General features: G+C 60.5%; 26 protein-coding genes and 1 riboswitch. Of the genes, 13 read left to right on the forward strand and 13 right to left on the reverse strand.

Features of this window, described 5'->3' with window-relative positions:
- Positions 1–59: 59 nt before the first annotated feature.
- Positions 60–161: riboswitch (guanidine-I (ykkC/yxkD leader) on the reverse strand.
- Positions 162–328: 167 nt separating this feature from the next.
- Positions 329–1,951, reverse strand: coding sequence for a methyl-accepting chemotaxis protein (locus tag L8I05_RS10415; RefSeq protein ID WP_242168770.1), 1,623 nt, complete (start codon positions 1,949–1,951; stop codon positions 329–331).
- Between the two features lie 316 nt (positions 1,952–2,267).
- Here L8I05_RS10415 and L8I05_RS10420 point away from each other — a divergent pair, with 316 nt between their 5' ends.
- On the forward strand, positions 2,268–2,621 hold the full coding sequence (locus L8I05_RS10420; protein WP_177016148.1) for a hypothetical protein: 354 nt from the start codon (positions 2,268–2,270) through the stop codon (positions 2,619–2,621).
- On the opposite strand, the gene L8I05_RS10425 is transcribed toward L8I05_RS10420, so the two are convergent.
- Positions 2,618–3,730, reverse strand: coding sequence for an enoyl-CoA hydratase/isomerase family protein (locus L8I05_RS10425; protein ID WP_242168772.1), 1,113 nt, complete (start codon positions 3,728–3,730; stop codon positions 2,618–2,620). The genes L8I05_RS10420 and L8I05_RS10425 overlap by 4 nt on opposite strands.
- A 136-nt stretch (positions 3,731–3,866) precedes the next feature.
- On the opposite strand from L8I05_RS10425, the gene ung reads away from it, so the two are divergent.
- Positions 3,867–4,559, forward strand: coding sequence for a uracil-DNA glycosylase (gene ung / locus L8I05_RS10430; protein ID WP_159954812.1), 693 nt, complete (start codon positions 3,867–3,869; stop codon positions 4,557–4,559).
- A gap of 126 nt (positions 4,560–4,685) precedes the next feature.
- On the opposite strand, the gene L8I05_RS10435 is transcribed toward ung, so the two are convergent.
- From L8I05_RS10435 to L8I05_RS10455, 5 genes are read right to left on the reverse strand one after another with little or no spacing between them, the layout of a single operon-like run.
- A complete protein-coding gene (locus L8I05_RS10435) occupies positions 4,686–5,723 on the reverse strand; it encodes an AbrB family transcriptional regulator (protein ID WP_242168774.1) in 1,038 nt (345 codons plus the stop codon).
- Positions 5,716–7,230 carry a tripartite tricarboxylate transporter permease gene (locus tag L8I05_RS10440; protein WP_197624051.1) on the reverse strand — a complete coding sequence of 505 codons (1,515 nt, stop codon included), beginning with the start codon at positions 7,228–7,230 and terminating at the stop codon, positions 5,716–5,718. The genes L8I05_RS10435 and L8I05_RS10440 overlap by 8 nt, the downstream gene beginning before the upstream one ends.
- Before the next feature lies 1 nt (position 7,231).
- The gene (locus tag L8I05_RS10445; RefSeq protein WP_242168776.1) at positions 7,232–7,690 is read right to left on the reverse strand and encodes a tripartite tricarboxylate transporter TctB family protein; all 459 of its coding nucleotides are present in this window, start codon (positions 7,688–7,690) and stop codon (positions 7,232–7,234) included.
- Between the two features lie 60 nt (positions 7,691–7,750).
- Complete coding sequence (locus L8I05_RS10450; RefSeq protein ID WP_177016143.1) at positions 7,751–8,734, reverse strand: tripartite tricarboxylate transporter substrate binding protein; 984 nt, start codon at positions 8,732–8,734, stop codon at positions 7,751–7,753.
- A gap of 47 nt (positions 8,735–8,781) precedes the next feature.
- Complete coding sequence (locus L8I05_RS10455; RefSeq protein ID WP_242168777.1) at positions 8,782–10,074, reverse strand: OprD family porin; 1,293 nt, start codon at positions 10,072–10,074, stop codon at positions 8,782–8,784.
- Between the two features lie 235 nt (positions 10,075–10,309).
- On the opposite strand from L8I05_RS10455, the gene L8I05_RS10460 reads away from it, so the two are divergent.
- Complete coding sequence (locus L8I05_RS10460) at positions 10,310–10,981, forward strand: response regulator (protein ID WP_083359659.1); 672 nt, start codon at positions 10,310–10,312, stop codon at positions 10,979–10,981.
- Positions 10,974–12,359, forward strand: a complete 1,386-nt coding sequence (locus L8I05_RS10465; RefSeq protein ID WP_242168780.1) for a sensor histidine kinase — start codon at positions 10,974–10,976, stop codon at positions 12,357–12,359. The genes L8I05_RS10460 and L8I05_RS10465 overlap by 8 nt, the downstream gene beginning before the upstream one ends.
- Here the strand turns inward: L8I05_RS10465 and L8I05_RS10470 are convergent, their stop codons facing one another.
- Both L8I05_RS10470 and L8I05_RS10475 read right to left on the reverse strand, forming a co-directional pair.
- On the reverse strand, positions 12,360–13,181 hold the full coding sequence (locus tag L8I05_RS10470; RefSeq protein ID WP_242168782.1) for an HDOD domain-containing protein: 822 nt from the start codon (positions 13,179–13,181) through the stop codon (positions 12,360–12,362). It abuts the gene before it with no gap.
- 36 nt (positions 13,182–13,217) lie between these two features.
- Positions 13,218–14,159, reverse strand: a complete 942-nt coding sequence (locus tag L8I05_RS10475) for a folate-binding protein YgfZ (RefSeq protein WP_242168784.1) — start codon at positions 14,157–14,159, stop codon at positions 13,218–13,220.
- Between the two features lie 140 nt (positions 14,160–14,299).
- Here L8I05_RS10475 and L8I05_RS10480 point away from each other — a divergent pair, with 140 nt between their 5' ends.
- The gene (locus L8I05_RS10480; protein ID WP_094950996.1) at positions 14,300–14,554 is read left to right on the forward strand and encodes a succinate dehydrogenase assembly factor 2; all 255 of its coding nucleotides are present in this window, start codon (positions 14,300–14,302) and stop codon (positions 14,552–14,554) included.
- Positions 14,538–14,984: a protein YgfX gene (locus L8I05_RS10485; protein WP_242168786.1), complete on the forward strand. Its 447-nt coding sequence runs from the start codon at positions 14,538–14,540 to the stop codon at positions 14,982–14,984. The genes L8I05_RS10480 and L8I05_RS10485 overlap by 17 nt, the downstream gene beginning before the upstream one ends.
- On the opposite strand, the gene nadB is transcribed toward L8I05_RS10485, so the two are convergent.
- A complete protein-coding gene (gene nadB, locus L8I05_RS10490; protein ID WP_177016139.1) occupies positions 14,953–16,569 on the reverse strand; it encodes an L-aspartate oxidase in 1,617 nt (538 codons plus the stop codon). The two genes, L8I05_RS10485 and nadB, sit on opposite strands and share 32 nt — an antisense overlap.
- A gap of 463 nt (positions 16,570–17,032) precedes the next feature.
- Between nadB and rpoE the strand changes: the two genes are divergently transcribed.
- From rpoE to L8I05_RS10510, 4 genes are all read left to right on the forward strand, one after another.
- Complete coding sequence (gene rpoE / locus L8I05_RS10495) at positions 17,033–17,614, forward strand: RNA polymerase sigma factor RpoE (protein ID WP_003172477.1); 582 nt, start codon at positions 17,033–17,035, stop codon at positions 17,612–17,614.
- Positions 17,615–17,646: 32 nt separating this feature from the next.
- Complete coding sequence (locus tag L8I05_RS10500; protein ID WP_003172479.1) at positions 17,647–18,234, forward strand: RseA family anti-sigma factor; 588 nt, start codon at positions 17,647–17,649, stop codon at positions 18,232–18,234.
- A gap of 16 nt (positions 18,235–18,250) precedes the next feature.
- On the forward strand, positions 18,251–19,210 hold the full coding sequence (locus L8I05_RS10505) for a MucB/RseB C-terminal domain-containing protein (protein WP_159954824.1): 960 nt from the start codon (positions 18,251–18,253) through the stop codon (positions 19,208–19,210).
- Between the two features lie 233 nt (positions 19,211–19,443).
- On the forward strand, positions 19,444–20,880 hold the full coding sequence (locus L8I05_RS10510) for a DegQ family serine endoprotease (RefSeq protein ID WP_159954825.1): 1,437 nt from the start codon (positions 19,444–19,446) through the stop codon (positions 20,878–20,880).
- 56 nt (positions 20,881–20,936) lie between these two features.
- Here L8I05_RS10510 and L8I05_RS10515 read toward each other — a convergent pair whose 3' ends face one another.
- Positions 20,937–22,370 (reverse strand): M48 family metalloprotease, encoded by a 1,434-nt coding sequence (locus L8I05_RS10515; protein WP_177016138.1) that lies wholly within the window; start codon positions 22,368–22,370, stop codon positions 20,937–20,939.
- Positions 22,371–22,465: 95 nt separating this feature from the next.
- Between L8I05_RS10515 and L8I05_RS10520 the strand changes: the two genes are divergently transcribed.
- Positions 22,466–22,705, forward strand: coding sequence for a sulfurtransferase TusA family protein (locus tag L8I05_RS10520; protein ID WP_242168788.1), 240 nt, complete (start codon positions 22,466–22,468; stop codon positions 22,703–22,705).
- A gap of 31 nt (positions 22,706–22,736) precedes the next feature.
- On the forward strand, positions 22,737–23,807 hold the full coding sequence (locus L8I05_RS10525) for an AI-2E family transporter (protein ID WP_083359648.1): 1,071 nt from the start codon (positions 22,737–22,739) through the stop codon (positions 23,805–23,807).
- 39 nt (positions 23,808–23,846) lie between these two features.
- On the opposite strand, the gene L8I05_RS10530 is transcribed toward L8I05_RS10525, so the two are convergent.
- Positions 23,847–24,320 (reverse strand): peroxiredoxin, encoded by a 474-nt coding sequence (locus tag L8I05_RS10530; protein WP_242168790.1) that lies wholly within the window; start codon positions 24,318–24,320, stop codon positions 23,847–23,849.
- Between the two features lie 13 nt (positions 24,321–24,333).
- A complete protein-coding gene (locus L8I05_RS10535; RefSeq protein WP_003172487.1) occupies positions 24,334–24,894 on the reverse strand; it encodes a glycine cleavage system protein R in 561 nt (186 codons plus the stop codon).
- A 273-nt stretch (positions 24,895–25,167) separates the two neighbouring features.
- Here L8I05_RS10535 and dapA point away from each other — a divergent pair, with 273 nt between their 5' ends.
- On the forward strand, positions 25,168–26,046 hold the full coding sequence (dapA, locus tag L8I05_RS10540) for a 4-hydroxy-tetrahydrodipicolinate synthase (RefSeq protein WP_242168792.1): 879 nt from the start codon (positions 25,168–25,170) through the stop codon (positions 26,044–26,046).
- The last annotated feature ends 6 nt before the right edge of the window (positions 26,047–26,052 follow it).

Raw genomic sequence — 26,052 nt, forward strand, 5'->3', positions numbered from 1 at the left:
GGTTTCTCCAGTTGATCGTGGGCGGGCAGGGAGCAACGCGGCACCGTGAACGGTGGCTTGTCTCCCGGGCTTTTATCCCGCCGTGTAACCTCAACTGGAGGTCGCCAACTCTCGGACCAGCCACTCGCGTCAAGCGAGCCGGAACCCTAGTCAGCCATTGCAAATTGTGGTGCCGCGAACCTGTGATGAATCCTGCACGGGTTAGGCAAAGCGAGAGTCGTGCCAAGTGCGCACAGGCCCGGTTTTCAGCCGGGCAGGCGGGTGGTGAGGGCGGATATCGAGGGGCGAGTGCGCCAAGCGGGTGCGCTGGCGCACTGCGATGAGGCGGTTACAGCTTGAACTTGCTGACCAGCACGTTGAACGAGGTCGCCAGGCGTGACAGGTCCTGGCTTGAGGCATTGGTCTGGTGGGCGCCGGCGGCGGTCTGGGTCGACAGGTCCTGGATGTTGAGCAGGTTTCTGTCCACTTCGCGGGCAACCTGAGCTTGTTCTTCGGACGCGGAGGCGATCACCAGGTTGCGCTCGTTGATCTTCGTCACGCTGGCGGTGATGCGCTGCAACGCTTGCCCGGCGTTTTGCGCCAAGGCCTGTGTGTCGTTAGCCCAACTCAAGCTTTTGTTCATGGCGGCAACGGCGTCATCGGCGCCGACTTGAACATCACCAATCATTTTTTCAATGTCGACTGTGGAGGTTTGGGTACGATGGGCCAAGGCCCGGACCTCGTCGGCGACCACAGCGAAACCTCGACCTTGCTCGCCCGCGCGGGCAGCTTCGATAGCCGCATTGAGTGCCAACAGGTTGGTCTGGTCGGCGATGCTGCGGATGACATCAATCACCTTGCCGATTTCGCGCACCTGGTTGGCGAGGTCCGCGACCGATTGCGTCGAATCGTTGATCTCGACCACCATCGACTCCATGCCCGACACGGCTTGCTCCACTTGCTGGCGGCCTTCCTCGGCTTCGGTGGTGGCCTGACGGGACGCTTCGGAGGTCGACACGGCGTTGCTCGCCACTTCGTCGACGGCCGTGGTCATCTGGTTCACGGCGGTGGCGGCCTGCTGGATTTCGTCATTCTGGCGGGTCAGACCACGGGTGCTTTCATCGGTCACCGCGCTCAGCTCTTCGGCGGCTGACGCGAGCTGGTCAGCGGCGTTGGCGATTTCCATCAGGGTGCTTTTCAAGCTGCCTTGCATATCCGCCAGAGCCATCAGCAATTGCCCGGCTTCGTCGGTGCGTTCCGTGACGATGGCGTGGGTCAGATCACCATCGGCGATGCGCTGGGCGCTCTGGACTGCTTGGGCGATAGGGCGGGTGATCAAGCGAGTGATCAACAGGCCAATGATGATCGCAATGATGAAGGCCAGCACAATGCCGCTGATCATCCAGGTCAATGCGCTGTCACGCAGTTCCTCGGCTCCGGCTGCGCCTTCCTTGATCTGGCGGTTATTGGATTCGATTATCACGCGGATCAGCTCGCGGGCCTGACGGAACAGTTCATTGTTGCTGGTGTTGAGCTGGGTGCGGGCCTGTTCTGTTTGGCCGCTGTCGAGCATCGCGATGATGCGTTCGGAGTTGCTGACGTAGCTTGGCCAGAGCAGGTCGAGCTTGTCGCCTGCAGCGCGTTCGTCATCCTCCAGAGGTGTTGTGCGGTAGGTGGCGTAAGCCGTTTGGCTGCGCTTGAGTTCGTTGGTGATGTCCTGACGCACGCGGTCACGGTCTTGCTGGCTGACGTCGCCCTTGCTGGCGTCCAGCAGTCGGTACAGGCCACGGTTGTGGGCGACCAAGCCATTGAGCGTGGCTGATGTGGTGCTCACGGAGACCAGGTTATTGGAGAAGGTCAGCTCCAAGGCGTTAGCCAGCCTGACGACACCTTTGATCCCCAATAAGCCAACGCCGAGGGTGACAAATGCACACAGGACGAACGAGAGGAGCAGTTTGGTAGAGATTTTCATGACGTGGATCCGACGAAGGTAAGTGGGGGCTCGTGCTAGAGCCTCCATGCTCACGATCGATATCACAATGACATCATCGCAATTGCAGAAGTTTCAGGGCAACTGAAATTACTTAATCGATTAAGCCAGTGTTTCGGCGGCGTTCAATGCCTGCGTGGTTGACACGGGCGCACCTGCCGTCGGTACAGGTGTATCAAGCTGTTACAAATACGCACCAGATTCGGTTTTTGATGTCAGATATTTCGTCATTCAATGAAAGATGAATGCCGCCCTTCAGCGTCGCTGAAGGTGCTCTCCAGCGGTCCAGGAGGCCGCCATGTATCGACGATTGCTTCTTAGCGCTTTGCTCGGCCTGACGCTCTCAGCCTGTGTGCCCTATTACGACGGAGGCGGCGCCACTTACTATCGCTCCGAGGTCTACACCGCTCCCGCGCCGGCCTATTACTACGGCGGCCCGGCTTATTATCAGTACGGGCGCAGCTACTATGCGCCGCCACCGCGTTACTACCCGGCGCCGCGGTATTACCGGCCAGCGCCCGGTTATTACCCACGGCCCGGTTACCGGCCCTATCCGAACCAGGGCTGGGGCGGCAACCGTTGGGGCAATGGTGGCGGTGGGCATAACCAGGGCGGCAACCGGGGCGGTGGCCATGGTGGCGGGCACCGTTAGACGTCGGACAAATCCGCCAGCGGATGACGGCCTTCCCAGGCTTTGTGGAAGTGCGCCTCTACCACAGCGTCCGGAATCGCATTGATGTCCGGCCAGTGCCAATGCGGCGTCTGGTCCTTGTCAATCAACCGCGCGCGCACGCCTTCGGCAAATTCCGGGTGACGGCAGCAGTTCAGGCTCAAGGTGTATTCCATCTGGAACACCTGGGCCAGGGACAGGTGCCGCGCTCGCTGGATCTGCTCCCACACCAGGTGCGCGGTGAGCGGGCAACCTTCGCTGAGGGTCTTGCCGGCGCGATTGAAGAGCGGGTCGGCGTGGTCGCGCAAGGGGCTCAAGGCCCGCCAGGCGCAACGCACATCGCCCACATCCAACCATTCATCGATCTGCGCACGGCGCGGTAGCCATTGCGCCTCGGGTTGCTGGCCGACGGCTTCCTGGGCCAGCGCCTTGAGCAGGCTGTTGAGCTGCATCGCGGTTTGTTCCTGCCAGTTCAGTTGCAGCAGGCCTTCAATCAGTTCGTCCTGTTGGTCATCGCGCAAGAAACGGTCGGCCAGGCCAAGGTCCAGGGCATCGCGGCCGTTGATATGCGCGCCGGTGAGGCCGAGGAACAACCCCAGCTTGCCCGGCAGACGCGATAGGAACCAACTGGCGCCCACATCCGGGTACAAGCCGATGCTGATCTCGGGCATGGCCAAGCGGCTGCTGGGTGTGACGATGCGCACCGCTGCGCTTTGCAGCAGGCCCATGCCACCGCCCAGCACGTAGCCGTGGCCCCAGCAGATCAGCGGTTTGGGATAGGTGTGCAGGCGATAGTCGAGGCGGTATTCAGCGGCAAAGAACTGCGCGGCCAGTGCGGGCACCTCGCCGGGGAGTTCACGGCAGGCCTGGGCCAGGCTGCGCACTTCGCCGCCGGCGCAAAAGGCTTTTGCGCCGTTGCCGCGCAGCAGCACGCAAGCGATGTTCGGGTCTTTGGCCCAGCTATCCAGGCGTTCGCTCAAGGCCAGGATCATCGGCAAGGACAGTGCGTTGAGGGACTTTTCAGCGTCCAGGCTGGCGATGCCAAGGCGGGCACCGTCGCTGCCGGTCAGCTCTTCGAAGTGCAGGTTCATCGTGACCTCAATCGAGAAAGTGAACGATCAGTATGATCGCTGCGTGGGAAAGTGCCGGTTGTGTGTCAGATCAATTGACAAGCGGGGTCGGCTTTCCTAGGGTTCGCCCATTCTTTTTTTACACGACGAACACACCATGACCGAAGGCGACCGTATCAAACTCGAACCCAGCTGGAAACACGCCCTGCGGGATGAGTTCGACAAGCCCTACATGGCTGAGCTGCGCGAGTTCCTGCGCCAGGAACACGCCGCCGGCAAAGAGATTTACCCGCCTGGCCCGCTGATTTTCAATGCACTCAACTCAACGCCGTTGGACAAGGTCAAGGTGGTGATCCTTGGCCAAGACCCGTACCACGGCCCGGGCCAGGCCCACGGTTTGTGCTTCTCGGTGCAACCGGGCGTGCCGACGCCACCCTCCTTGGTGAATATTTACAAAGAGCTCAAGCGCGACTTGAACATCGACATCCCCAACCACGGTTGCCTGCAAAGCTGGGCCGACCAGGGCGTGCTGATGCTCAACACCACCATGACCGTGGAACGCGCGAATGCCAACGCGCACGCGGGCAAGGGCTGGCAGTTCTTTACTGATCGGATCATCGAAGTGGTCAGCGAGCATCAGCCGCACTTGGTGTTTTTGCTGTGGGGTGCCCATGCGCAAGGCAAGCAAAAGCTGGTGGATGCGACCAAGCACCTGGTGCTGACGTCGGTGCACCCCTCGCCACTGTCGGCGTATCGCGGGTTCCTGGGCTGCGGGCATTTCAGCCGCACCAACAAGTTTCTTGAGCAGAATGGCGAGACGCCGATTGAGTGGCGGTTGCCGCCACTCTAAAGGTTAACCGCGACCCAATGCGGGAGCTGGCTTGCCTGCGATGACGATCTGTCAGCCGATATATTTATTGACTGAAGCACCGCTATCGCAGGCAAGCCAGCTCCCACATTGAAGTTTTGTGAAGGCTTAGATTTTTTCCGGCTGACGGTTCCAATGCCGGAACAACGGCTCCGCCAGAAACAGCACAAACAACAAGCGCATCACCTGCATCGCCGTCACCAACGGCACCGACAGTTGCAGGGTTTCGGCCGTCAGGCTCATTTCAGCAATACCGCCCGGCATCATGCCCAGGGTGAGTGAGCGCAAGTCCAGGTGTGTCAATGCACTCAAGCCCACCGCCGCCAACGTCGCCAGCGCCATGGTCAACGCCGTGCCTAGCAGCGTACGCGCCATGAACGACGGTGCCCGGCGAAAGAACTGACGGTTGAAGTGGCAGCCCAAACCGCTGCCGATCAGCCATTGGCCGATCTGACTGCCACCATCGGGCAGGCCGATGTGCAAATCCCACACAACACTGGCGGTCGCACTGACCAACAGCGGGCCGAACAGCCACGGGTTGGGCTGACGCAAACGCTGCCAGCCCCAGGCCACCAGCGCCCCAAGCGGAAACAGCAGCGCCAGCCACGCCAAGCTCACCGGTGCCGGATGAAACTGCGGCGCGCCGCCTTCCAGCACATACTTGAAGATCGCCGGCACACACAACACCACCACCAGCACACGCAGACTCTGCCCGGCCGCTACACGGCTGAGCACCGCGCCATTGCGCGCGCCGAGGTTGACCATCTCACCGGAACCGCCCGGCATGCTCGAGAAGAATGCGGTGGCGCGGTCTTCCCCACTGCGGCGCATCAACCACACGCCGACAATGCTCGACAGGCTGGTGACCAGCGCGCCGAAAAAGATCAGGCCAAAGTGGCTCATCACCTGCTCGATCACCACCGGGGTGAAGTGCAACCCGATGCCGATGCCCACCACCCATTGGCCGCATTTGCGCCCGCCGGGAATCTCGGCCAACTGCCACGGTGTGAGGCAACGCACCAGAATGATCGCCAGCAATGAGCCGACCATGTACGGCAAAGGCCAGCCGACTAGGCTGGCCAGGTAACCGCCGGCCAGGCCGACCAGCGGTGTTGCCCACCATTGTTTAAAGGTGACCTCAGACATCGGCCAGGGCACGACGCTGCAGGGCACGTTTGCGGTAGATGCGGATCAGCGGGAAAGCCAGCATCAGCGCGGTCAGTACCCAAACCCCAAAGGTGATCGGGCTGGACCAGAGAATCTGCAGGTCACCGTTGGAAATCGACAGCGCGCGGCGCAGGTTCTGTTCCATCAGGCCACCGAGGATAAAGCCCAGCAGCACGGGCGACAGCGGGAAGTCCAGCTTGCGCAGGATGTAGCCGAAGATGCCGATGCCGACCATCAGGAACAGGTCGAAGGTGGTGGCGTGAACCGCGTACACACCAATCGCGGTGATGATCGCGATCACCGGCACCAGCGCCCAGTTCGGCACGGCGAGGATGCGCGTGAAGATGCGGATCATCGGGATGTTGAGGATCACCAGCATGATGTTGGCGATAAACAACGAGGCGATCAGGCCCCAGACGATGTCCGGTTGCTGTTGGAACAGCAACGGGCCAGGCGTGATGTTGTACAGCGACAGGGCGCCGATCATCACCGCTGTGGTGCCCGAACCGGGTACGCCGAGGGTCAGCATCGGCACCAGGGCGCCGCAGGCGGAAGCGCCGATGGCGGTTTCCGGCGCGGCCAGGCCACGCATGTCGCCCTGGCCGAATTTACCGCTGGCACCGGCCAGGCGTTTTTCGGTCATGTAGGCAACCGCCGAAGCGAGTGTGGCGCCGGCACCCGGCAACACGCCCATGATGAAACCCAACAGGCCGCAGCGGATGTTGACCACGAAAACTGCGGACGCTTCCTTCAGGTTGAACATCATGCGTCCGGTAGCTTTTACCGCTTCCTGGCCACGGTGGGTTTTTTCCAGCAGCAGCAGGATTTCGCTGATGGAGAACAGGCCCAACACCAAGACGACAAACTGAATGCCGTCGGTGAGGTGGATGTTGTCGCCGGTAAAGCGGTACACGCCGCTGTTGGCATCGATACCGACGGCTGAGAGGAACAGGCCGATCAGCGCTGCGACAAAAGTCTTCAGCGGTTTATCACCCGCCATGCCGCCCAGGCAGACAATGGCGAACACCATCAGGACGAAATATTCCGCCGGGCCGAAGGCAATCGCCCACTTGGCCAACAGCGGCGCAAACAGCACCATGCCGCAGGTGGCGATAAACGCACCGATGAACGAGCTCCACGCCGACAACGACAGCGCCACACCGGCCAAGCCTTTGCGGGCCATCGGGTAGCCGTCGAGGGTGGTCATTACGGTGGAGGCTTCACCGGGGATGTTCAACAGGATCGAGCTGATACGCCCGCCGTATTCGCAGCCCAGGTACACGGCGGCGAGCAGGATCAAGGCCGACTCGGGCGGCAGGCCCAGGGCGAACGCGATAGGGATCAACAGCGCCACGCCGTTGATCGGGCCCAGGCCCGGCAACAGGCCGACCACGGTGCCGATCAGGGTGCCGCACAGGGCGGTCACCAGGTTGTAAGGGGTCAGTGCAACGCCGAAGCCCTGGCCCAAGTAGCTGAAAGTATCCATATCAGTTCTCCAGAACTTCAAGCAGGCCGAGGGGCAGCGGTACATCCATGGCTTTATCGAACAGCAGGTAAAGACCAATGGCCATTAGCGTGACGATCACCACGCTCGGTAACCAGCGGCCGCCATACAGGCGCGCCATCGGGATGCCGATCAGCATGCTGCTGAGGATGAAACCCAGGGGCTCGAAGGTGCCGGCAAACACGATCAGCAGCGCGACGCAGACGCCGATCTTGATCAGCGTGTCGCGGTCCAGCGCCGGTTCTTCTTCGGTGTGTTTGGTCGGCTGTGGGCGAAACAGCATGTAGATCAGGCCCAGGCTCATCAGCCCGAGCATCAGCAGCGGGTAGGCGCGTGGCCCGACCGGCTCGTAGGAAAATGCCGCCTGATACGGCCAGGCCATCAGTGCGAGGCCGGCGCAGACCAGCAGCATCACGGAGGCGAAAATGCGTTGTAAGAGCATGTGAAACTCCTGGGCCGCGCCGCCCGTCGAGGAGGGCGCGGCCGAGCAAAAGAGGGGCGATTACTGGATCAGGCCGAACTCTTTGGCCAGCACTTTGTAGTCAGCCACCTGTTTCTTCACGTAGGTGTCCAGCTCCGGGCCGGTCAGGGCGAACGGGAACAGCTCGCGCTGGTCACGCAGCTTGGCGAACTCGTCGGAGGCCAGCAGTTTGTCGAACGCGTCTTTCCACCACGCGTAGTCGGCATCGCTGACTTTTGGCCCGAGGTAGAAGCCGCGAACCACTGGCCAGACAATGTCGTAGCCTTGCTCTTTGGCGGTCGGAATGTTCTTCATTTCCGGCTCGTCCAGGCGCTCTTCAGCAAAGACGGCGAGCAGACGCATGTCACCGCTGAGGATGTGCGGCATGGAGTCGGAGATGTCGGTACTGCCGACCTGGATATGGCCGCCGAGCAGGGCCGTGGCGATTTCACCGCCGCCTTCGAGGGCGACATAACGCAGCTCGCGCGGGTTGATGCCGGCGGCCTTGGCGATCAGCGCGGTTTGCATCCAGTCCTGGCTGCCGACAGTACCGCCGGAACCGATCACGACGCTGCCCGGATCTTTCTTCAGGGCTTTAACCAGATCGTCGAGGTTTTTGTAGGGCGAATCGCTTTTCACCGCGATGGCGCCGTAGCTGGTGCCGACGGCGGCGAGCCAGCGCACGGCGTTTTCATCGAAGCGGCCAAACTTGCCTTGGGCCAGGTTCAACAGCGAACCACTGGACCACGCCACCAGCGTGCCAGCGTCTGCCGGGCGTTGAGCCACCACTGCGTTGTACGCCACCGCGCCCACGCCACCGGGCATGTAGGTCACGCGCATCGGCTTGCTCAGCAGCTTCTCGTTGACCAGCGCGCTTTGCGCCAGTTTGCAGGTCAGGTCGAAACCACCGCCAGGCGAGGCCGGGGCGATGCATTCCGGGCGCTTGGGTTCGTCGGCGGCCAGCAGTTGGCCGGCGAACAGCATGCAGCCGGCCGCGAGGGCCAATTTACGCAGTGAATAGGTCATCTTTAACTCCGTCTTTGTTGTTATGAGTTGTGGCTACCCGGCACGTGTTACCAAAGTGCGATGCTGTAACTGACCAGCACGCGCACTTCATCCGCATCACGAGCCGAATAGTTGGACCGGTACGTGGCATTACGCAGGCGCAGGGCGACATCCTTGAACGTGCCGCTTTGCACGATGTAGCGGATCTCGCTGTTGCGTTCCCACTCCTTGCCGGTCTCGCCGTTCCTGAGCTTGATGTTGTCACCCGACAGGTAACGGCTCATGAAGCTCAGGCCGGGAATCCCCAGCTTGGCGAAGTCGTAGTCGTAGCGCGCCTGCCAGGAGCGCTCTTGCGCGCCGGCAAAGTCGTTGATCTGCACGAAGTTGACCAGGTACGGATCGCTGCCATCCACATAGGGAAAGGCGCTGTCGCCGGACATGTGCTGGTAACCGGCGCTGAGCTTATGGCCGTTGAGGGCATAGCTGAAGAGGCCGTTGAGGGATTTGTTGTCGATCTTGCCGCCATGGGCTGCGCCTGCGTCATCACTGATAGCCAGGCGCAGGTCGGTGCCGAAGGTGCCGGGGCCCATCGGGCGCGAGGCCACAAGGCCGAGGAAGTGCTGGCGGTAGACGTCGTCGAGCTGGGCGAAGTGGTAGCTGCCGGTGACCTTGTCGGCGAACTTGTAGTCCACGCCGCCAAAATTGAAGTGCTTGCCGGTGGCGCCGCTGACGAAGCGGCTGTTGCGGTTGTTAAGGGTAATGTCTTCGTAGTTGGTGTCGTCGCGGTCTTTGGCTTTATCCAGGCGGCCACCGGTGAACACCAGGTTCTTGAATTCTTTGGAAGTCAGCAGGCCGCCGTTGAAGGTCTGCGGCAGGATACGCCCGTCGTTGGGCTTGAGAATCGGCAGCTCGGGGATCAGTGACCCGACTTTCAGCTCAGTGGCGGAGATCTTCACTTTGCCGGTCAGGCCCAGCTTGGAGTACTCATTGGCAGCGCGGCCGTCGTCGTGGGTCGGCAAAAGGCCGGTGCCGGTGCGGTCGGGGCTGGAGTCGAGCTTGACCCCGAGCATGCCCAGCGCATCCACGCCAAAGCCGACGGTACCGTCGGTGTAGCCCGATTGCAGGTTGAGCATGAACCCCTGGGCCCATTCGTCGCGCTTGGATTGCTGGGCGCTGGTGCCGTCGCGAAAGTCGCGGTTGAAGTACATGTTGCGGGTTTCAAGGGTGGCGCTGCTGTCTTCGAAGAAGGCTGCCTGGCTCAGCGGCGAAAAGCCGGCAAGGGCAGTGGCACTGGCAAGGGCGGTCTGGGCAAGGCGAGAAAAACGAACAGGCGGGCAAGCCTGGGGCTGTGTCGACAGCATCGTTGTGTACTCCGTTATTGTTCTTATTTTGGCGAAAACGCTTCGAGGCGTTTTTCTGGCGCTACGGATCAGGTAGCTCGGTGGGCATTACCCACCGTCGCTGGATGCTAAAGGGCGAAGCTTTCACTAACCTTTCAGTTGCCTTTCAATGTTTTCGGGCTTCACAGGGCAGTGGGCGCCTGTAAACTGCCCGCCAAAGCGTGGCGTCGACCATGCCCGAATGAGGTGAAAATCCATGCGTGTCCTCCTGGTTGAAGACCATTTGCAACTCGCCGAAAGTGTCGCCCAGGCGCTCAAGAGCACGGGTTTGACCGTTGACGTTCTGCACGATGGCGTGGCCGCGGACCTGGCCTTGAACAGCGAGGAATATGCGGTGGTGATCCTCGATGTCGGGCTGCCACGCATGGATGGTTTCGAGGTATTGGCGCGTCTGCGGGCGCGTGGGAAAAATTTGCCTGTGTTGATGCTCACCGCGCGCAGTGATGTGAAGGACCGCGTGCATGGCCTGAACCTGGGAGCCGACGACTACCTGGCCAAGCCATTCGAGTTGACCGAGTTGGAAGCGCGGGTCAAGGCGTTGCTGCGCCGCAGTGTGTTGGGCGGCGAACGCCAGCAGGCGTGCGGTGTGCTGGTCTATGACCTGGATACTCGGCGGTTCACGGTAGGCGGCGAACTGCTGACGCTGACCTCTCGCGAGCAAGCGGTGCTTGAAGCGCTGATCGCCCGTCCTGGCCGCGTGATGAGCAAAGAGCAGTTAGCCTCTCAAGTATTTGGCCTGGATGAAGAGGCCAGCCCCGATGCGATTGAAATCTACGTGCACCGCCTGCGTAAGAAACTCGACGGCCAGCCTATCGCCATTGTGACCTTCCGCGGCCTCGGCTACCTGCTGGAAGCCCGCGATGCATAAGCCCAGCAGCCTGCGCTGGCGCCTGCTGTGGAACCTGGCGCTGTTGCTGGTGGTGTTGATGCTCGCCAGTGGCATGAGCGCCTACTGGAATGGCCGCGAAGCCGCCGACACTGCCTATGACCGCACGTTGCTGGCGTCGGCGCGCACCATCGCGGCCGGCTTGACCCAGGTGGACGGCACCTTGAGTGCCAATGTGCCTTACGTGGCGTTGGACACCTTTGCCTACGACAGCGCCGGGCGTATTTATTATCAGGTCAATGACATCGATCAAAAGCTGATATCCGGCTACGAAAACCTTCCTGGCCCGCCGCCCGGCACGCCCCGCACCGATGATTACCCGGCATTGGCAAGGTTCTACAACGCGACTTACCAGGGCCAGCATGTGCGCGTGGTCAGCCTGCTCAAGGCGGTCTCCGAACCGAACATGAATGGCATGGCGGAAATTCGCGTCGCCGAAACCGATGAAGCCCGCGAAAGCATGGCCCGTAGCCTGCTGGCCGACACGTTGTTGCGCCTTGGGATGTTGGCGGTCGGTGCATTGTTGCTGGTGTGGTTTGCTGTGAGCGCTGCGCTGCGCCCATTGGAGCGCCTGCGCACGGCGGTGGAAGAGCGCCAGCCCGACGATTTGCGGCCATTGCCGCTGGTAGAAGTGCAGCATGAGTTCGGCCCGCTGGTGCGTTCCCTCAATCACTTTACCGAGCGCCTGCGTGGCCAGTTCGAGCGCCAGGCGCAGTTTATTGCTGACGCCGCCCACGAACTGCGCACCCCGCTGGCGGCGCTCAAGGCGCGCCTGGAGTTGGGCTTGCGCAGTGACGCTCCGGACACATGGCGCAGCACGCTGGAAACCGCCGCCCAGGGCACCGACCGCCTGACTCACCTGGCCAATCAATTGCTCTCGCTGGCACGCATCGAAAACGGCGCGCGGGCGATTGCCGAAGGCGGCGCGCAATTGCTTGACCTCAGCCAGTTGGCCCGCGAGTTGGGCATGGCCATGGCGCCGCTGGCCCATGCGCGTGGTGTGGCGCTGGCGTTGGAGGCGGATGAGCCGGTGTGGTTGCGCGGCGAGCCGACGTTGTTGAACGAGTTGCTGAGTAACTTGGTGGATAACGCACTGGCCCATACACCAGCGGGTGGCAATGTGATTTTACGGGTTATGGCGCCGGCCATCCTGGAAGTGGAAGACGATGGCCCGGGCATCCCGCTGGATGAGCGGGACCGAGTGTTTGAGCGTTTTTACCGCCGTAGCCAGCAGGGCATGGGCTCAGGCCTGGGGCTGGCAATTGTCGGTGAGATCTGCCGCGCGCATCTGGCGCAGATCAGCCTGCATGATGGTGATTTGGCGGGGTTGAAGGTGCGGGTGAGTTTTATCGCTGGGTGATCAGTCAAACATCGAGCGCGCTTCATCCAGTTCGGCACGCAGGGCATCGCTGTAAGGGTCGACCCGTAATTTCTTGATCGCCGGCAGGCTGGAAACCGGCACATTCGCCAGCGGGTGGTCAGTACCACGATGGCAATACAGTACGGCTACCTGCACCAGGTCGATGTAGTCCAGGCTCGGAGAGTCGCGCTGCAGGTCCAGGTATTGCCCTGGCAGTTTCGCCAGCATTTCCGGGAAGTCCCAGCCACCCAGCAGTTTGTCTCCCAGCAACGGGTGGATGCTGTCGATCACATGATTGAGGCTGACCGGGTCGGAGAGCAGCTCGTAGTGGTCTTCGGCGTAAGTGAGAATCGGCAGCACGCCAATTTGATGCACCAGACCGCCGAGGGCCGCCTGGTCCGGCTTGAGCTGGCTGTGGCTGCGGCACAAGGCATAACTCACGCCTGCCACTTCCAGGCTGCGGCGCCACACTTCGCGCATTTTCAGTTCGACGACTTCGGAGCGGGCGTGGAAGATTTGTTCCATCACCAGCCCGATCGCCAGGTTGCTGCTGTAGTTGGTGCCCAGCCGAGTGATGGCGGTGTGCAGGTCGGTGACTTCCTGGGTCGCGCGCAGCAGTGGGCTGTTGACCACTTTGATCAGGCGTGCCGACAGGGCGGTATCGCGACCGATCATTTTGCTCAAGTGGCTGATGCTGATATCCGGGTCTTCAGCGGCCTGACGAATGTTCAGGGCCACTTCCGGTAATGTCGGCAGAACCAGGTCATCGTTGTCGATGGCCGTCACTAAAGCCTGTTGGACTTTTTCCGCCAGCTTGTTCATTCATGCTCTCTAGGGTGTTGCAAAAAGGTACGGCAATTAACGCTGGATCTCTTTATCGCGATCCAGTGGGTAAGGCAGGTCGAGCAGGTGCAAGCCGGGACCTTCCAGGGTGCCCAAGTGCACATCGCCACTGTCGGCAGCTTCGGCTTGCAGCACGGCGAGAAGTTCAACGGTTTGGTCGGTTTTTGCTGCGATGACGACTTCGCCGATCGCGCTGTTATGGCTGGGGGAAAACAGCGGCGTGCCTGGCTCGGGCAATTCGGTTGCATCAAGGCTGAGGCGATACAGGCGACGCTTGAGCTTGCCGAGGTATTGCATGCGCGCGACGATTTCCTGGCCGGTGTAGCAGCCTTTCTTGAAGCTGACACCGCCGACGGCTTGCAGGTTGAGCATCTGCGGGATGAACAGTTCGCGGGTTTGCGGCATGACCTGGCCGATGCCGGCGCGAATCTGACCCAATAGCCAGTCATTTAAGTCAGCTTGTTGCAGCTGTGCGGCCAATTGAGTGCGCACAGCATCGGCTTGCTCGGCAGGTACCCAGAGTTCGGCGCGGCCGGGGGAGACGCGAATGACGATCAACGCCTCGGTGCGCGCTACGCTGTCGGTCTCGGCGGGGAGTTCAAGGCCCAGCGCCGACAGCGCCTGATCGGCATTGGCCAGGCCGAAACGCGCCCAGGCGGCGCTTTCGTCGGTGAGCTTGGACTTGGAGAACACTGCGTATTTTTTCAGGTCGGCAAGTTGCGGCTCGAGCAGCTCGGTGGCCATGGCCAGGAGCACGCCATCACCTTGCAGCAGGATGCGAAAACTTGACTGCATACGGCCTTTTTGCGTGCAACGCGCGCCTAGGCTTGCCTGGGTGTCGCTCAGGTAATTGAGGTTGCAGGTCAGTTGCCCTTGCAGGAATTTGGCAGCGTCGGAGCCGCGGACGGCGAGAACGCCTTCGTGGGTCAAGGGGCAGAAAAAAGCAGAGTCGGCCATGGGTCATCGCAGGTCAAAAAGTCATGAGTGCATCATAGAGGGGCGCCCGGCAAATGGATAGTTTCCGTATGGGGCGACCAAAGCCGACTGGTCCGGTGCCATCGGGCCTGTATACTTGCGCACTATTTGAGGAGCGCTCCATGGTCGAAGAAGTAGAAATCAATCGCCTCTACTGGCACAGCCGTCGCGGCATGCTGGAGTTGGATGTGTTGTTGGTGCCTTTCACCAGAGAAGTGTACAAGACGCTCAATGAGGTCGATCGCAAACTCTATGAGCGGCTGCTGACGTGCGAAGATCAGGACATGTTCGGCTGGTTCATGGAGCGCGCCGAATCTGAGGATCCGGAGCTGCAACGCATGGTTCGCAAGATTCTGGACCGTGTCCAGCCCAAGTAATCGCTTCGAATGCCGCTGGCAGGCCTCACGGCTGTTGCTGGCGGCGTATCTGCTTGCCCAGCTGTTCGCGCTGGGTGCCTTGCTCGTTATCGATTTGCCGCTCGCACGCCTTGGCATTCTGTTGTGCCTGGCTCATGCCGCCTGGGTATTACCCCGGCATATTCTGTTGACCCACCGTTCGTCGATTTGTGGCCTGCGCCGCGATGAAGACGGCTGGCATCTGTTGAGCAAAGAGCGTGGTTGGCACAGCGTGCAACTGCGCCCCGACAGCCTGGCATTACCGTTGGTCGTGGTGCTGCGCTACCGTGTGGCCGGAGAGTGGTGGACGCGTTCGATCTGTGTGCCAAGTGATTCGCAGGCCGCCGATGTGCATCGGCGCCTGCGGGTACGCTTGAAGTTCAGCCGCCGTAGGTGGTTGGCACCAGAATAGTGTCGCGGGCCTCGGGCAGCATCTGCGGGTAGTCGAGAGTGTAATGCAGGCCGCGGCTTTCCTTGCGTTCCATGGCTGAGCGGATCATCAGCTCCGCGACTTGGGCCAGGTTGCGCAATTCGATGAGGTCGCGGCTGACTTTATAGTTGCTGTAGAACTCGTCGATCTCATCCAGCAGCAAGCGCACGCGGTGTTGAGCGCGTTGCAGGCGCTTGTTGGTGCGCACAATCCCCACGTAGTCCCACATGAAGCGGCGCAGCTCGTCCCAGTTGTGGGCGATGATCACGTCTTCGTCCGAATCGGTCACTTGGCTGGCGTCCCAGCGCGGCAGGGCGGCCGGGACCGGGATGCGTGGCAGTTGTTCAAGGATATCGGCGGCCGCTGAGCGGGCGTAGACGAAACATTCGAGCAGTGAGTTGCTGGCCATGCGGTTGGCGCCATGCAGGCCGGTGAAGCTGGTTTCGCCGATCGCATACAGGCCGGGCACGTCGGTGCGGCCGTGTTGGTCGACCATCACGCCGCCGCAGGTGTAATGCGCGGCCGGCACCACCGGGATCGGGCCTTTGGTGATATCGATGTTGAACGTCAGGCATCGCTCGTAGACGGTGGGGAAGTGCGTCTTGATGAACGCTTCGGGCTTGTGGCTGATGTCCAGGTAGACGCAATCGATGCCCAGGCGCTTCATTTCGTGGTCGATGGCACGGGCGACGATATCCCGTGGGGCCAGTTCGGCGCGTGGGTCGAAGCGTTGCATGAAGCGCTCGCCATTCGGCAGTTTGAGGTGTGCGCCTTCACCGCGCAGGGCTTCGGTGATCAGGAAGCTCTTGGCCTGCGGGTGATACAGGCAGGTGGGGTGGAACTGGTTGAATTCCAGGTTCGCCACCCGGCAACCCGAGCGCCAAGCCATGGCAATGCCGTCGCCGCACGCGCCGTCAGGGTTGCTGGTATAGAGGTAGACTTTGGCTGCGCCGCCTGAGGCGAGAATGGTGAAGCGTGCGCCGTAGGTGTCGACTTCGCCGCTGGCGCGGTTCAGCACGTAGGCGCCGAGGCAGCGCTCGCCGTCCAGGCCCAGGCGTTTTTCGGTGATCAGGTCGACGGCTACCCGTTGCTCCAGCAATTCGATGTTGGGGCGTTGGCGGGCCTGCTCGAGCAGGGTTCTGAAGATAGCGGCGCCGGTGGCATCGGCCGCGTGGATGATGCGGCGATGGCTGTGGCCTCCTTCACGCGTCAGGTGGAACTCGAATCCGCCGTCGTCGCTGCCGGCATGTTCGTCGCGGGTGAACGGCACACCCTGGTCGATCAGCCATTGGATGGCTTCGCGACTATGCTCGACGGTGAAGCGCACGGCGTCTTCATTGCACAGGCCACCGCCAGCGTTGAGCGTATCTTCGACGTGGGACTGCACCGTGTCGGTGTCGTCCAGTACCGCAGCGACGCCGCCTTGGGCCCAGAACGTCGAGCCGTTCGCCAGGTCGCCTTTGCTCAGGACGGCAATGCGCAAGTGGCTGGGAAGGGTCAGTGCCAGGCTCAAGCCGGCGGCGCCACTACCGATCACCAGGACATCGTGTTGAAACTGTTGGCTCATTTGAAGGATTCCGCAAAAAGCGATCCGAAGGGTTGGCGCAAACAGGACGCCTGGATCGGCGAATCAAAGGGTCACACGGGCCACTAGTATATAGAGGGGGGGAGCGGCACAATAGCCGGGCATTCGTGGCAATGTGAGATTACGGTGCACGGCTTGGGTAAAATCGGCTGGTTATTGGGATGGGAACTTTTTGCATAAGCCCTGACTCAATAGCAGGTTGCCCGAAAGCTGGGAAAACGTTGAGTTTATTGGCCCGTCGGGTGCATTGGACGCGTCAGAAAACCGGCGACAAGATTATTCGCGCAGCCGGCAATGCCCGTGCTGCGTTTTTCGTGTGTGCCAAATCAGTGCGCGCCGGAAACTTGCTTGGAGGGGGAGAACTTTTGCGAAAAGTCCTAGTCTATGTTTGCAAGCCTGATCGTTTAGTTATGCAAGCCTCCTCCAAGTACAACGAGGAGTGTTCATGCTAACCCAGGAAGAGGATCAGCAGCTGGTCGAGCGCGTTCAACGCGGCGATAAGCGAGCATTTGATCTGCTAGTGCTGAAATACCAGCACAAAATTCTCGGGTTGATCGTGCGTTTTGTGCACGACACCCATGAAGCGCAGGACGTTGCACAGGAAGCCTTTATCAAGGCATACCGTGCACTGGGCAATTTTCGCGGTGACAGTGCGTTTTACACGTGGCTGTACCGCATCGCCATCAACACGGCGAAGAACTATCTGGTGTCTCGCGGGCGCCGCCCACCGGATAGCGATGTAAGTTCAGAAGATGCGGAATTTTACGATGGTGATCACGGCCTCAAAGATCTCGAGTCGCCGGAGCGTGCATTGCTGCGCGACGAGATCGAAGGCACCGTTCATCGCACAATTCAGCAACTGCCAGAAGATTTGCGTACGGCGTTAACTTTACGTGAATTCGATGGTCTGAGTTACGAAGACATTGCGAGCGTCATGCAGTGTCCGGTGGGGACTGTAAGGTCACGGATTTTCCGGGCCCGGGAAGCCATCGATAAAGCCTTGCAACCGTTGTTGCAGGAAAACTAAAGACAGCGGCGACAGCCAAGAGAGGAACCGCCATGAGTCGTGATGCCCTGCAGGAATCGCTGTCCGCAGTGATGGATAACGAAGCGGATGAACTGGAACTTCGTCGAGTGCTTAACGCATTTGATGATGCCGAAACCCGTGATACCTGGTCTCGTTACCAAGTCGCTCGGGCGGTGATGCACAAGGATCTTCTAATCCCTCGTCTGGATATTGCTGCGGCCGTTTCTGCTGCGCTGGCTGATGAAGCCGTTCCGGCAAAAGCTGCTCGCGGTCCATGGCGTAGCCTGGGTCGTTTGGCAGTAGCTGCCTCGGTGACCGTTGCTGTGTTGGCCGGTGTTCGCCTGTATAACCAGGACGAAATCGCCGGTGCCGAACTGGCCCAACAGACTCAGCAACCGGTAATGGCCGGTCCGCAAGTCAAAGGCCCAGCTGTACTGGCCGGCTACAAGGAAAGCTCTGACACTACCGGCCCTATGGCTAATGGTGTACTTCAAGGGCAATCCGGCTGGCAGGATCAGCGTCTTCCAGGCTACCTGCGCCAACACGCACAGGAATCGGCTTTGAAAGGCACTGAAAGCGCGCTGCCATACGCTCGTGCAGCAAGTCTGGAAAACCGCTAAACCGTTAAGGAGCCCTATGCGCGCCATACCGCTCCTTACGCTTTTGCTCAGTGGTTGTTTTGCACTATCCGCCCATGCCGACGAAGCCCAAGACTGGCTGACTCGACTTGGGCGTGCAGAGCAGCAGCAAAGCTTTCAAGGTACGTTCGTCTACGAACGCAACGGCAGTTTTTCTACCCATGACATCTGGCATCGTGTCCAGGACGGTCAAGTCCGAGAGCGGCTTTTGCAGCTCGATGGCTCGGCGCAAGAGGTTGTGCGCGTAAATGGCCGGACGCAATGCGTCAGTGGCACTTTGGTCGCTGGCCTGGGTAATTCCCCTGATGCGCCGTCGCGCGCACTTGATCCGCAAAAACTAACTCAATTCTACGAACTGGCCGTCATTGGCAAATCGCGCGTGGCCGGTCGTAATGCGGTGATTGTGTCGATCACGCCGCGCGATCAATATCGATATGGCTTTGAGTTGCACGTAGATCGTGAAACCGCGCTGCCGCTGAAATCTTTGTTACTCAACGACCAAGGCCAGTTGCTGGAGCGTTTTCAGTTCACTCGACTGACCACTTCGCCAGCGCCCTCCGATCGCGACTTGCAGCCCAGCAGCGAATGCACGCCTGTCGCCGTTTCGCAGAGTAAAGCGCCAGAAGTGCCCGCCACCCATGCTTGGCACCTGGATTGGTTGCCTCCTGGTTTCCAACTCACCAGTAGCATTGCGCGTAAAGATACCCAGACCAAGTCCACCGTCGACAGCTTGATGTATGACGATGGCCTTGCACGTTTCTCGGTGTTCCTTGAGTCAACCGACGGCGCGAGCGTAAGTGAAACCCGCACACAGCTGGGCCCAACCGTCGCCGTTTCGCGCCGTTTGAACACCGTCGATGGCGAAGTTATGGTGACGGTGGTCGGCGAAATTCCCATCGGCACCGCCGAGCGCATTGCGCTCTCCGTACGCGGCGAAAAGACAGCCGCCAAGCCGTGAGTTGTTAATCCTATGTTCATCCTGACCTTTCAATCTGCGCTTATCCGGGTCGGGTGCTGAGAGTATGAAATCTCTGGATCATTATTTTCACTTGCAAAAAATCCCCATGTTTTTTATAGGTCAGGGCTTGTCGGCTCTGGCCTTGTTTTGTTCGCGGAACAAAGATGTCGGTCGCAGTTTTCGGCGTTTCTTGAACCCTGTCGCTCAACCCTGCTCGTCGTAACGGGAGCTGTATGTCGATACCACGTTTGAAGTCTTACCTATCCATAGTCGCCACGGTATTGGTGCTGGGTCAGGCCGTGTCCGCGCAAGCGGCCGAGCTGCCTGACTTCACCCAACTGGTGGAGCAGGCCTCGCCTGCCGTGGTGAACATCAGTACCACGCAGAAACTGCCGGATCGCAAAGTCTCGAACCAGCAGATGCCGGACCTGGAAGGCTTGCCGCCGATGTTGCGCGAGTTCTTCGAGCGTGGCATGCCGCAACAGCGTTCCCCGCGTGGTGGCGGTGGGCAGCGTGAAGCGCAGTCCCTGGGCTCGGGCTTCATCATTTCCCCCGATGGCTACATCCTCACCAACAACCACGTCATTGCCGACGCTGACGAAATCCTCGTGCGCCTGGCTGACCGCAGTGAACTGAAAGCCAAGCTCGTCGGCACCGACCCGCGTTCCGATGTGGCCTTGCTGAAAATCGAAGGCAAAGATCTGCCGGTTTTGAAGCTGGGCAAATCCCAGGACCTGAAAGCCGGACAGTGGGTAGTCGCGATCGGTTCACCGTTCGGTTTCGACCATACCGTCACCCAAGGCATCGTCAGCGCCATCGGCCGCAGCCTGCCAAACGAAAACTACGTACCGTTCATCCAGACCGACGTGCCGATTAACCCGGGTAACTCCGGTGGTCCGTTGTTCAACCTGGCGGGCGAAGTGGTCGGTATCAACTCGCAGATCTATACCCGTTCCGGTGGCTTCATGGGCGTGTCCTTCGCCATCCCGATCGACGTGGCCATGGACGTTTCCAACCAGCTGAAAAGCGGTGGCAAGGTCAGCCGTGGCTGGTTGGGTGTAGTGATCCAGGAAGTGAACAAGGACCTGGCTGAGTCCTTCGGCCTCGATAAACCGGCCGGTGCCCTGGTCGCGCAGATCCAGGACGACGGTCCGGCTGCCAAAGGTGGCCTGCAAGTAGGTGACGTGATCCTGAGCATGAATGGCCAGCCGATCATCATGTCGGCGGACCTTCCACACCTGGTAGGCGCACTCAAGGCAGGCAGCAAAGCCAAGCTGGAAGTGATTCGTGAAGGCAAGCGCCAGACCGTTGAGCTGACCGTGGGTGCGATCCCGGAAGAAGGCGCCACCCTGGATGCCCTGGGTAACGCCAAGCCGGGCGCCGAGCGCAGCAGCAACCGCCTGGGCATCGCTGTGGCCGAGCTGACTGATGAGCAGAAGAAGAGCTTCGACCTTAAAAGCGGCGTAGTAATCAAGGAAGTGCAGGACGGTCCTGCCTCTTTGATTGGCCTGCAGCCAGGTGACGTGATCACCCACCTGAACAATCAGGCCATCGACACCACCAAGCAGTTCACCGACATCGCCAAGGCGCTGCCGAAGAACCGTTCGGTATCGATGCGCGTGTTGCGTCAAGGGCGTGCGAGCTTCATCACCTTCAAGCTGGCCGAGTAATCTGCTGGAACAATAAAAAGCCCCGCGAAAGCGGGGCTTTTTTGTGGGCGATGGGTTTAGCTCATCATCCCTTTTACCAGCCGTTCCTGTTCGATCAACTCACGTTGGCGCGCGTCGATACGTGAGGACAGTGGGAAGTTGTTGCCCGCACGGCGCTTGGCAAAATCCAGTTGCTGAATGGCCTGCTGGAAGTCGCCCACCAATGCAAAGTACTCGGCGCGCGCTTGATGCAAGCCGATGATATTGCCGGACAGCCCGCGCGTTTCGGCGACCTGATACCAGACGTCGGGGTCATCAGGGCGGGATTTGAGCAGCGCATCCAGGGCCTTTTCCGCATCGGCGGTGCGGTTCTGCTTGAGCAGCAAGTCCACCCGCACCTGATTCAGCGGATAGTTGCCGGGGTACTGGGTGAGCATTCGGTCGGTACGTTGCTGGGCATCCGGCAAGCGGTTGCTGGTGATGTCCAGTTCGATCTGCGCCAGGTTGTAAGTGATGTCGTTGGGCGCTTTGGCCAGCAGCGGCGCAAGGCTTTCCCGCGCTTCCTTGAGTTGCGTGCCTTTGATCTGGGCGATGGCCAAGCCGTAGCGCGCCACATCGTTTTTCGGGTTCTCGTCCAGCTGCGCCTGGAAACGTTTGGCGGCGAGGCCCGGTGTGTCTTCGTATTGCAACTGTACCCGCGCGCGAATCAGTTGATAACGCAGGCTGTCTTCCTTGCCACCCGGTTTGGCTTGCTCGGCGCGGTTACGCGTATCGGCGATCCGTGATTCGGTAACCGGGTGAGTCAGTAAAAATTCCGGTGGCTTGGCGTCGAAACGGTATTGGCGCATCAGGCGCTCGAACATGGTCGGCATGGAGCGCGGGTCGTACCCGGCCTTTTCCAGGTTGAGGATGCCGATACGGTCAGCCTCCTGTTCGTTCTGGCGGGAGAAGCGACGTTGTTCCTGGATCGCTGCTGCCTGGCTGCCGGCAATTGCGGCGATACCGGCATCACCCGCACCCGCCGCCGCCGCGATAATGCCGCCGAGCAAAGCGGCCATCATCGGGATTTGCATGCGCGACTGCGCTTCCACGCCCCGGGCAAAGTGGCGCTGGGACAAGTGCGCCAATTCGTGGGCGAGCACCGAGGCGTATTCGCCTTCGGTCTGGGCATTGAGAAACAGGCCGCCGTTGACCCCGACAATCCCGCCAGGGGCGGCAAAGGCGTTGAGCTGCGGGCTGTTGATCAGGATGAACTCCAGGCGCCGGTCATTGACCTGGCTGGTTTCCACCAGTTTGTACACGCTGGTTTCGACGTAATCCTTAAGCTGCGGGTCATTGAGCTGCGAGACCTGGCCGCGCAGGTACGCCAGCCACGCGCGGCCGAGTTGGTATTCCTGTTGTGGCGAGACAATGGCAGAACTGGCGTCGCCGAGTGACGGCAGGTCGTCAGCAAAGGCCGGAGAGGCCAGCAGGCAAGCCAGCGTCAGCAGGGTAGGGCGCAAAAAAGTCATGCACAAAGCCTTTCGACAAAGAGCTTACTGTAGCCGGACACTGAGCTTCGGACCAGATATTCTAAGCACCCGAAACGCTTGCCCGGAGTAAAACCATGACCGACGCTGTAGCCTTTGATGCCGAACTCGACGCCAGCGGCCTCAATTGCCCATTGCCGCTGCTCAAGGCCAAGCTGGAGCTCAACCGGTTGGCCAGCGGTTCCGTGCTCAAGGTGATCGCCACGGACGCAGGCTCGCAGCGCGATTTCCGCACATTCGCCAAGTTGGCCGGGCATACCCTGTTACACGAAGAAGACGCTGCCGGTGTGTACCGTTACTGGTTGCGCAAGGCCTGAACCGTTTGCCCCCACCACTTGAGGTTGATTGATGTTCAAAGTGTTACGAGACTGGATTCAGCGCTACTTCTCCGACGAAGAAGCTGTGGTGCTGGCCGTCCTGCTGTTCCTGGCATTTACCGCCGTGCTCACCTTGGGCGGCATGTTGGCACCCGTGTTGGCGGGGATGGTGTTGGCGTACCTGATGCAGGGCCTGGTCACCACGCTGGAGCGGTTGCGTTTGCCGGGCGCAGTGGCGGTGGGGCTGGTGTTTGCCCTGTTCATGGGCCTGTTGGTGGTGTTCATCGTGGTGGTGTTGCCGTTGTTGTGGCATCAGCTGATCACCCTGTTTAACGAGCTGCCGGGCATGCTCGCCAAGTGGCAATCGCTGTTGCTGTTGCTGCCGGAACGCTATCCGCACCTGGTTTCGGACGAGCAGGTATTGCAGGCCATCGAAGTGGCGCGCGGTGAGATCGGAAAGTTCGGGCAATGGGCGCTGACTTTTTCCCTGTCCAGTTTGCCACTGTTGGTCAATATCATGATCTACCTGGTACTGGTGCCGATCCTGGTGTTCTTCTTCCTCAAAGACCGCGCAATGATTGGCCGCTGGGTCAGCGGTTACCTGCCACGCGAGCGGGCACTGATCACCCGTGTGGCTGAGGAAATGAACCGGCAGATCGCTAATTACATCCGTGGCAAGGTCATTGAGATTGTTATCTGCGGGGGCGTTACCTACATCGCGTTTGTCGCGCTCGGTCTGAACTACGCAGCGCTGCTGGCGTTGCTGGTGGGTGTGTCGGTGGTGGTGCCGTATGTCGGTGCGGTAGTGGTGACGGTGCCGGTGATGTTGATCGCGTTGTTCCAGTGGGGCTGGAGTGATCAGTTCATCTATCTGATGGCGGTGTACGGCATTATCCAGACCCTGGACGGCAACGTGCTGGTGCCGCTGCTGTTCTCGGAGGCGGTCAATCTGCACCCGGTAGCGATCATCTGTGCGGTGTTGTTGTTTGGTGGGCTATGGGGGTTTTGGGGTGTGTTCTTTGCCATCCCCCTGGCGACGCTGTTCAAGGCGGTGCTGGATGCGTGGCCGCGACAAGAACCCGTGGTGGCGCCTTTGTTGTAACACTTGGGGCGAGCCCACCAGGCTCGCCCCCAATTTGATTCAAGCCTTGTTCAACGCCTGCGCCGCTGCCAACACGGCATCCACATGGCCCGGCACTTTCACACCACGCCATTCCTGGCGCAGCACACCCTTTTTGTCGATCAAAAAGGTGCTGCGATCCACACCCAGGTATTCCTTGCCATACAGCTTCTTCAGCTTGATCACATCAAACAGCTGGCAAACGGCTTCGTCCTTGTCGCTGATCAGCTCGAAGGGGAATTCCTGCTTGGCCTTGAAGTTTTCGTGGGACTTCACGCTGTCGCGGGACACGCCAAACACTTCGGTATCGGCGGCCTTGAACGCTGCGTATTGGTCACGAAAACCCTGGCCTTCGGTGGTGCAGCCCGGGGTGCTGTCCTTGGGGTAGAAGTAGATCACCACTTGCTTGTCCTTGAGGGCAGCGAGGCTGAAGGTCTGGCCGCTGGTGGCCTGGGCTTCGAAATCGGCTACGGGTTTGTCGAGGGCTACCGGCATGAGTGCTTCCTTCTTACATTGGGTTCTGTGGGCGCCATGGCTCGATCAGTGCGTCGAGGTTCAGGGCATCGGCGAAATCCAGGAACTGGTCACGCAGCCAACTGATCTGTACGCCGGCCGGCAAGGTCACGGTGAACGTGGCGTTGAGCATGGTGCCGCCGGTTTGTGGCGCCTGGTAGGTGTCGCAGGTCAGGTTTTCCAGCTCGACGTTGTGGTCGATAAAGAACTGGCACAGCTCATTGACGATGTCCGAGCGGTAGGCCGAGCTGACATACGCCACATACGGCAGCGCCTGTGGGCGGTTCTCCAGCGCGGCGCTGCGCACCACGTTGACGGTGAAATCGTGCTTCTTGGCCAGGCCGGGCAGGCCAGTCTCCAGGCGCGCCAAGGCGTCCCAGGTGCCGGAAATCTGCAGCACCAGCGCGCTGCATTCGCCGTGGCGAGTGAGGCGGGAGGTCACAACGGCGCAGCGGTTTTCATGGCTGGCGCGGCACAGGACGTTAGTCAGCTCCATGGGGTTGGCGCCGAGGGCACTGATAACAAGGAATTGTTCGCGAACTGTGGGGGTGGACATGCAGCCTTCCTAAAACGATGAGCGGTCGATACGGTGAGGGCTGTATCGATCAAAGGATGAAGGGTAGCGAAAACCGTCGCCAAGGGATAGGAGGTGGCGTTTTCATTGCGTGATCGGTCTGATTTCAGCGTGCTTCAAGGCACGCTTTGGCCCAATGATGGCATTGCCCGTCGTTTAGTTGGCTCAGAACGCATCCTCAGGCGGTACTTCGCTTGTACAAGCATCTTGGCGCCAGTACCATTACGGCTCTCTTTTTCCGGCAGGAGCGGTTGCATGATTGCGGGCAGTATGGTGGCACTGGTCACACCCATGGATGCACAAGGTCATCTCGACTGGGATAGCCTGGGCAAACTGGTGGACTTCCACCTGCAAGAGGGCACCAACGCCATTGTGGCGGTCGGCACCACGGGTGAGTCGGCCACACTTGATGTGGAAGAACACATCCAGGTGATCGAATTCGTCGTCAAGCGCGTCGCAGGCCGTATTGCCGTGATCGCCGGTACGGGCGCCAACTCGACGCGTGAAGCGATCGAGCTGACCAAAAACGCCAAGAAAGCCGGCGCCGATGCCTGCCTGCTGGTGACCCCGTACTACAACAAGCCGACCCAGGAAGGCCTGTTCCAGCACTTTCGCACCATTGCCGAAGCCGTCGATATCCCGCAGATCCTCTACAACGTGCCCGGCCGTACTGCCTGCGACATGAAGGCCGAGACCGTGATCCGCCTGTCCACCGTGCCGAACATCATCGGCATCAAGGAAGCCACTGGCGACCTGCAGCGCGCCAGGGACATCCTGGCCGGCGTGAGCAGTGACTTCCTGGTGTATTCCGGTGACGACGCAACGGCGGTCGAGCTGATCCTGCTGGGTGGCAAAGGCAACATCTCCGTGACCGCCAACGTCGCCCCGCGCGCCATGAGCGAGCTGTGCGCCGCCGCCATCGCCGGCGATGCGGTGACTGCCCGCGCGATCCACGAGAAGCTGATGCCGCTCAACAAAACACTGTTTATCGAATCCAACCCTATTCCCGTGAAATGGGCGCTGTTTGAGATGGGCCTGATGCCGGACGGTATCCGTCTGCCGCTCACCCGGCTCAGCGAAGCCTGTCACGAACCGCTGCGACAGGCCCTGCGCCAGTCCGGCGTCCTGGTTTAATTGAGG

This window comes from Pseudomonas sp. MONT-RG-20F-20-E-7-02, from assembly GCF_022662395.1.
GTDB lineage: Bacteria > Pseudomonadota > Gammaproteobacteria > Pseudomonadales > Pseudomonadaceae > Aquipseudomonas.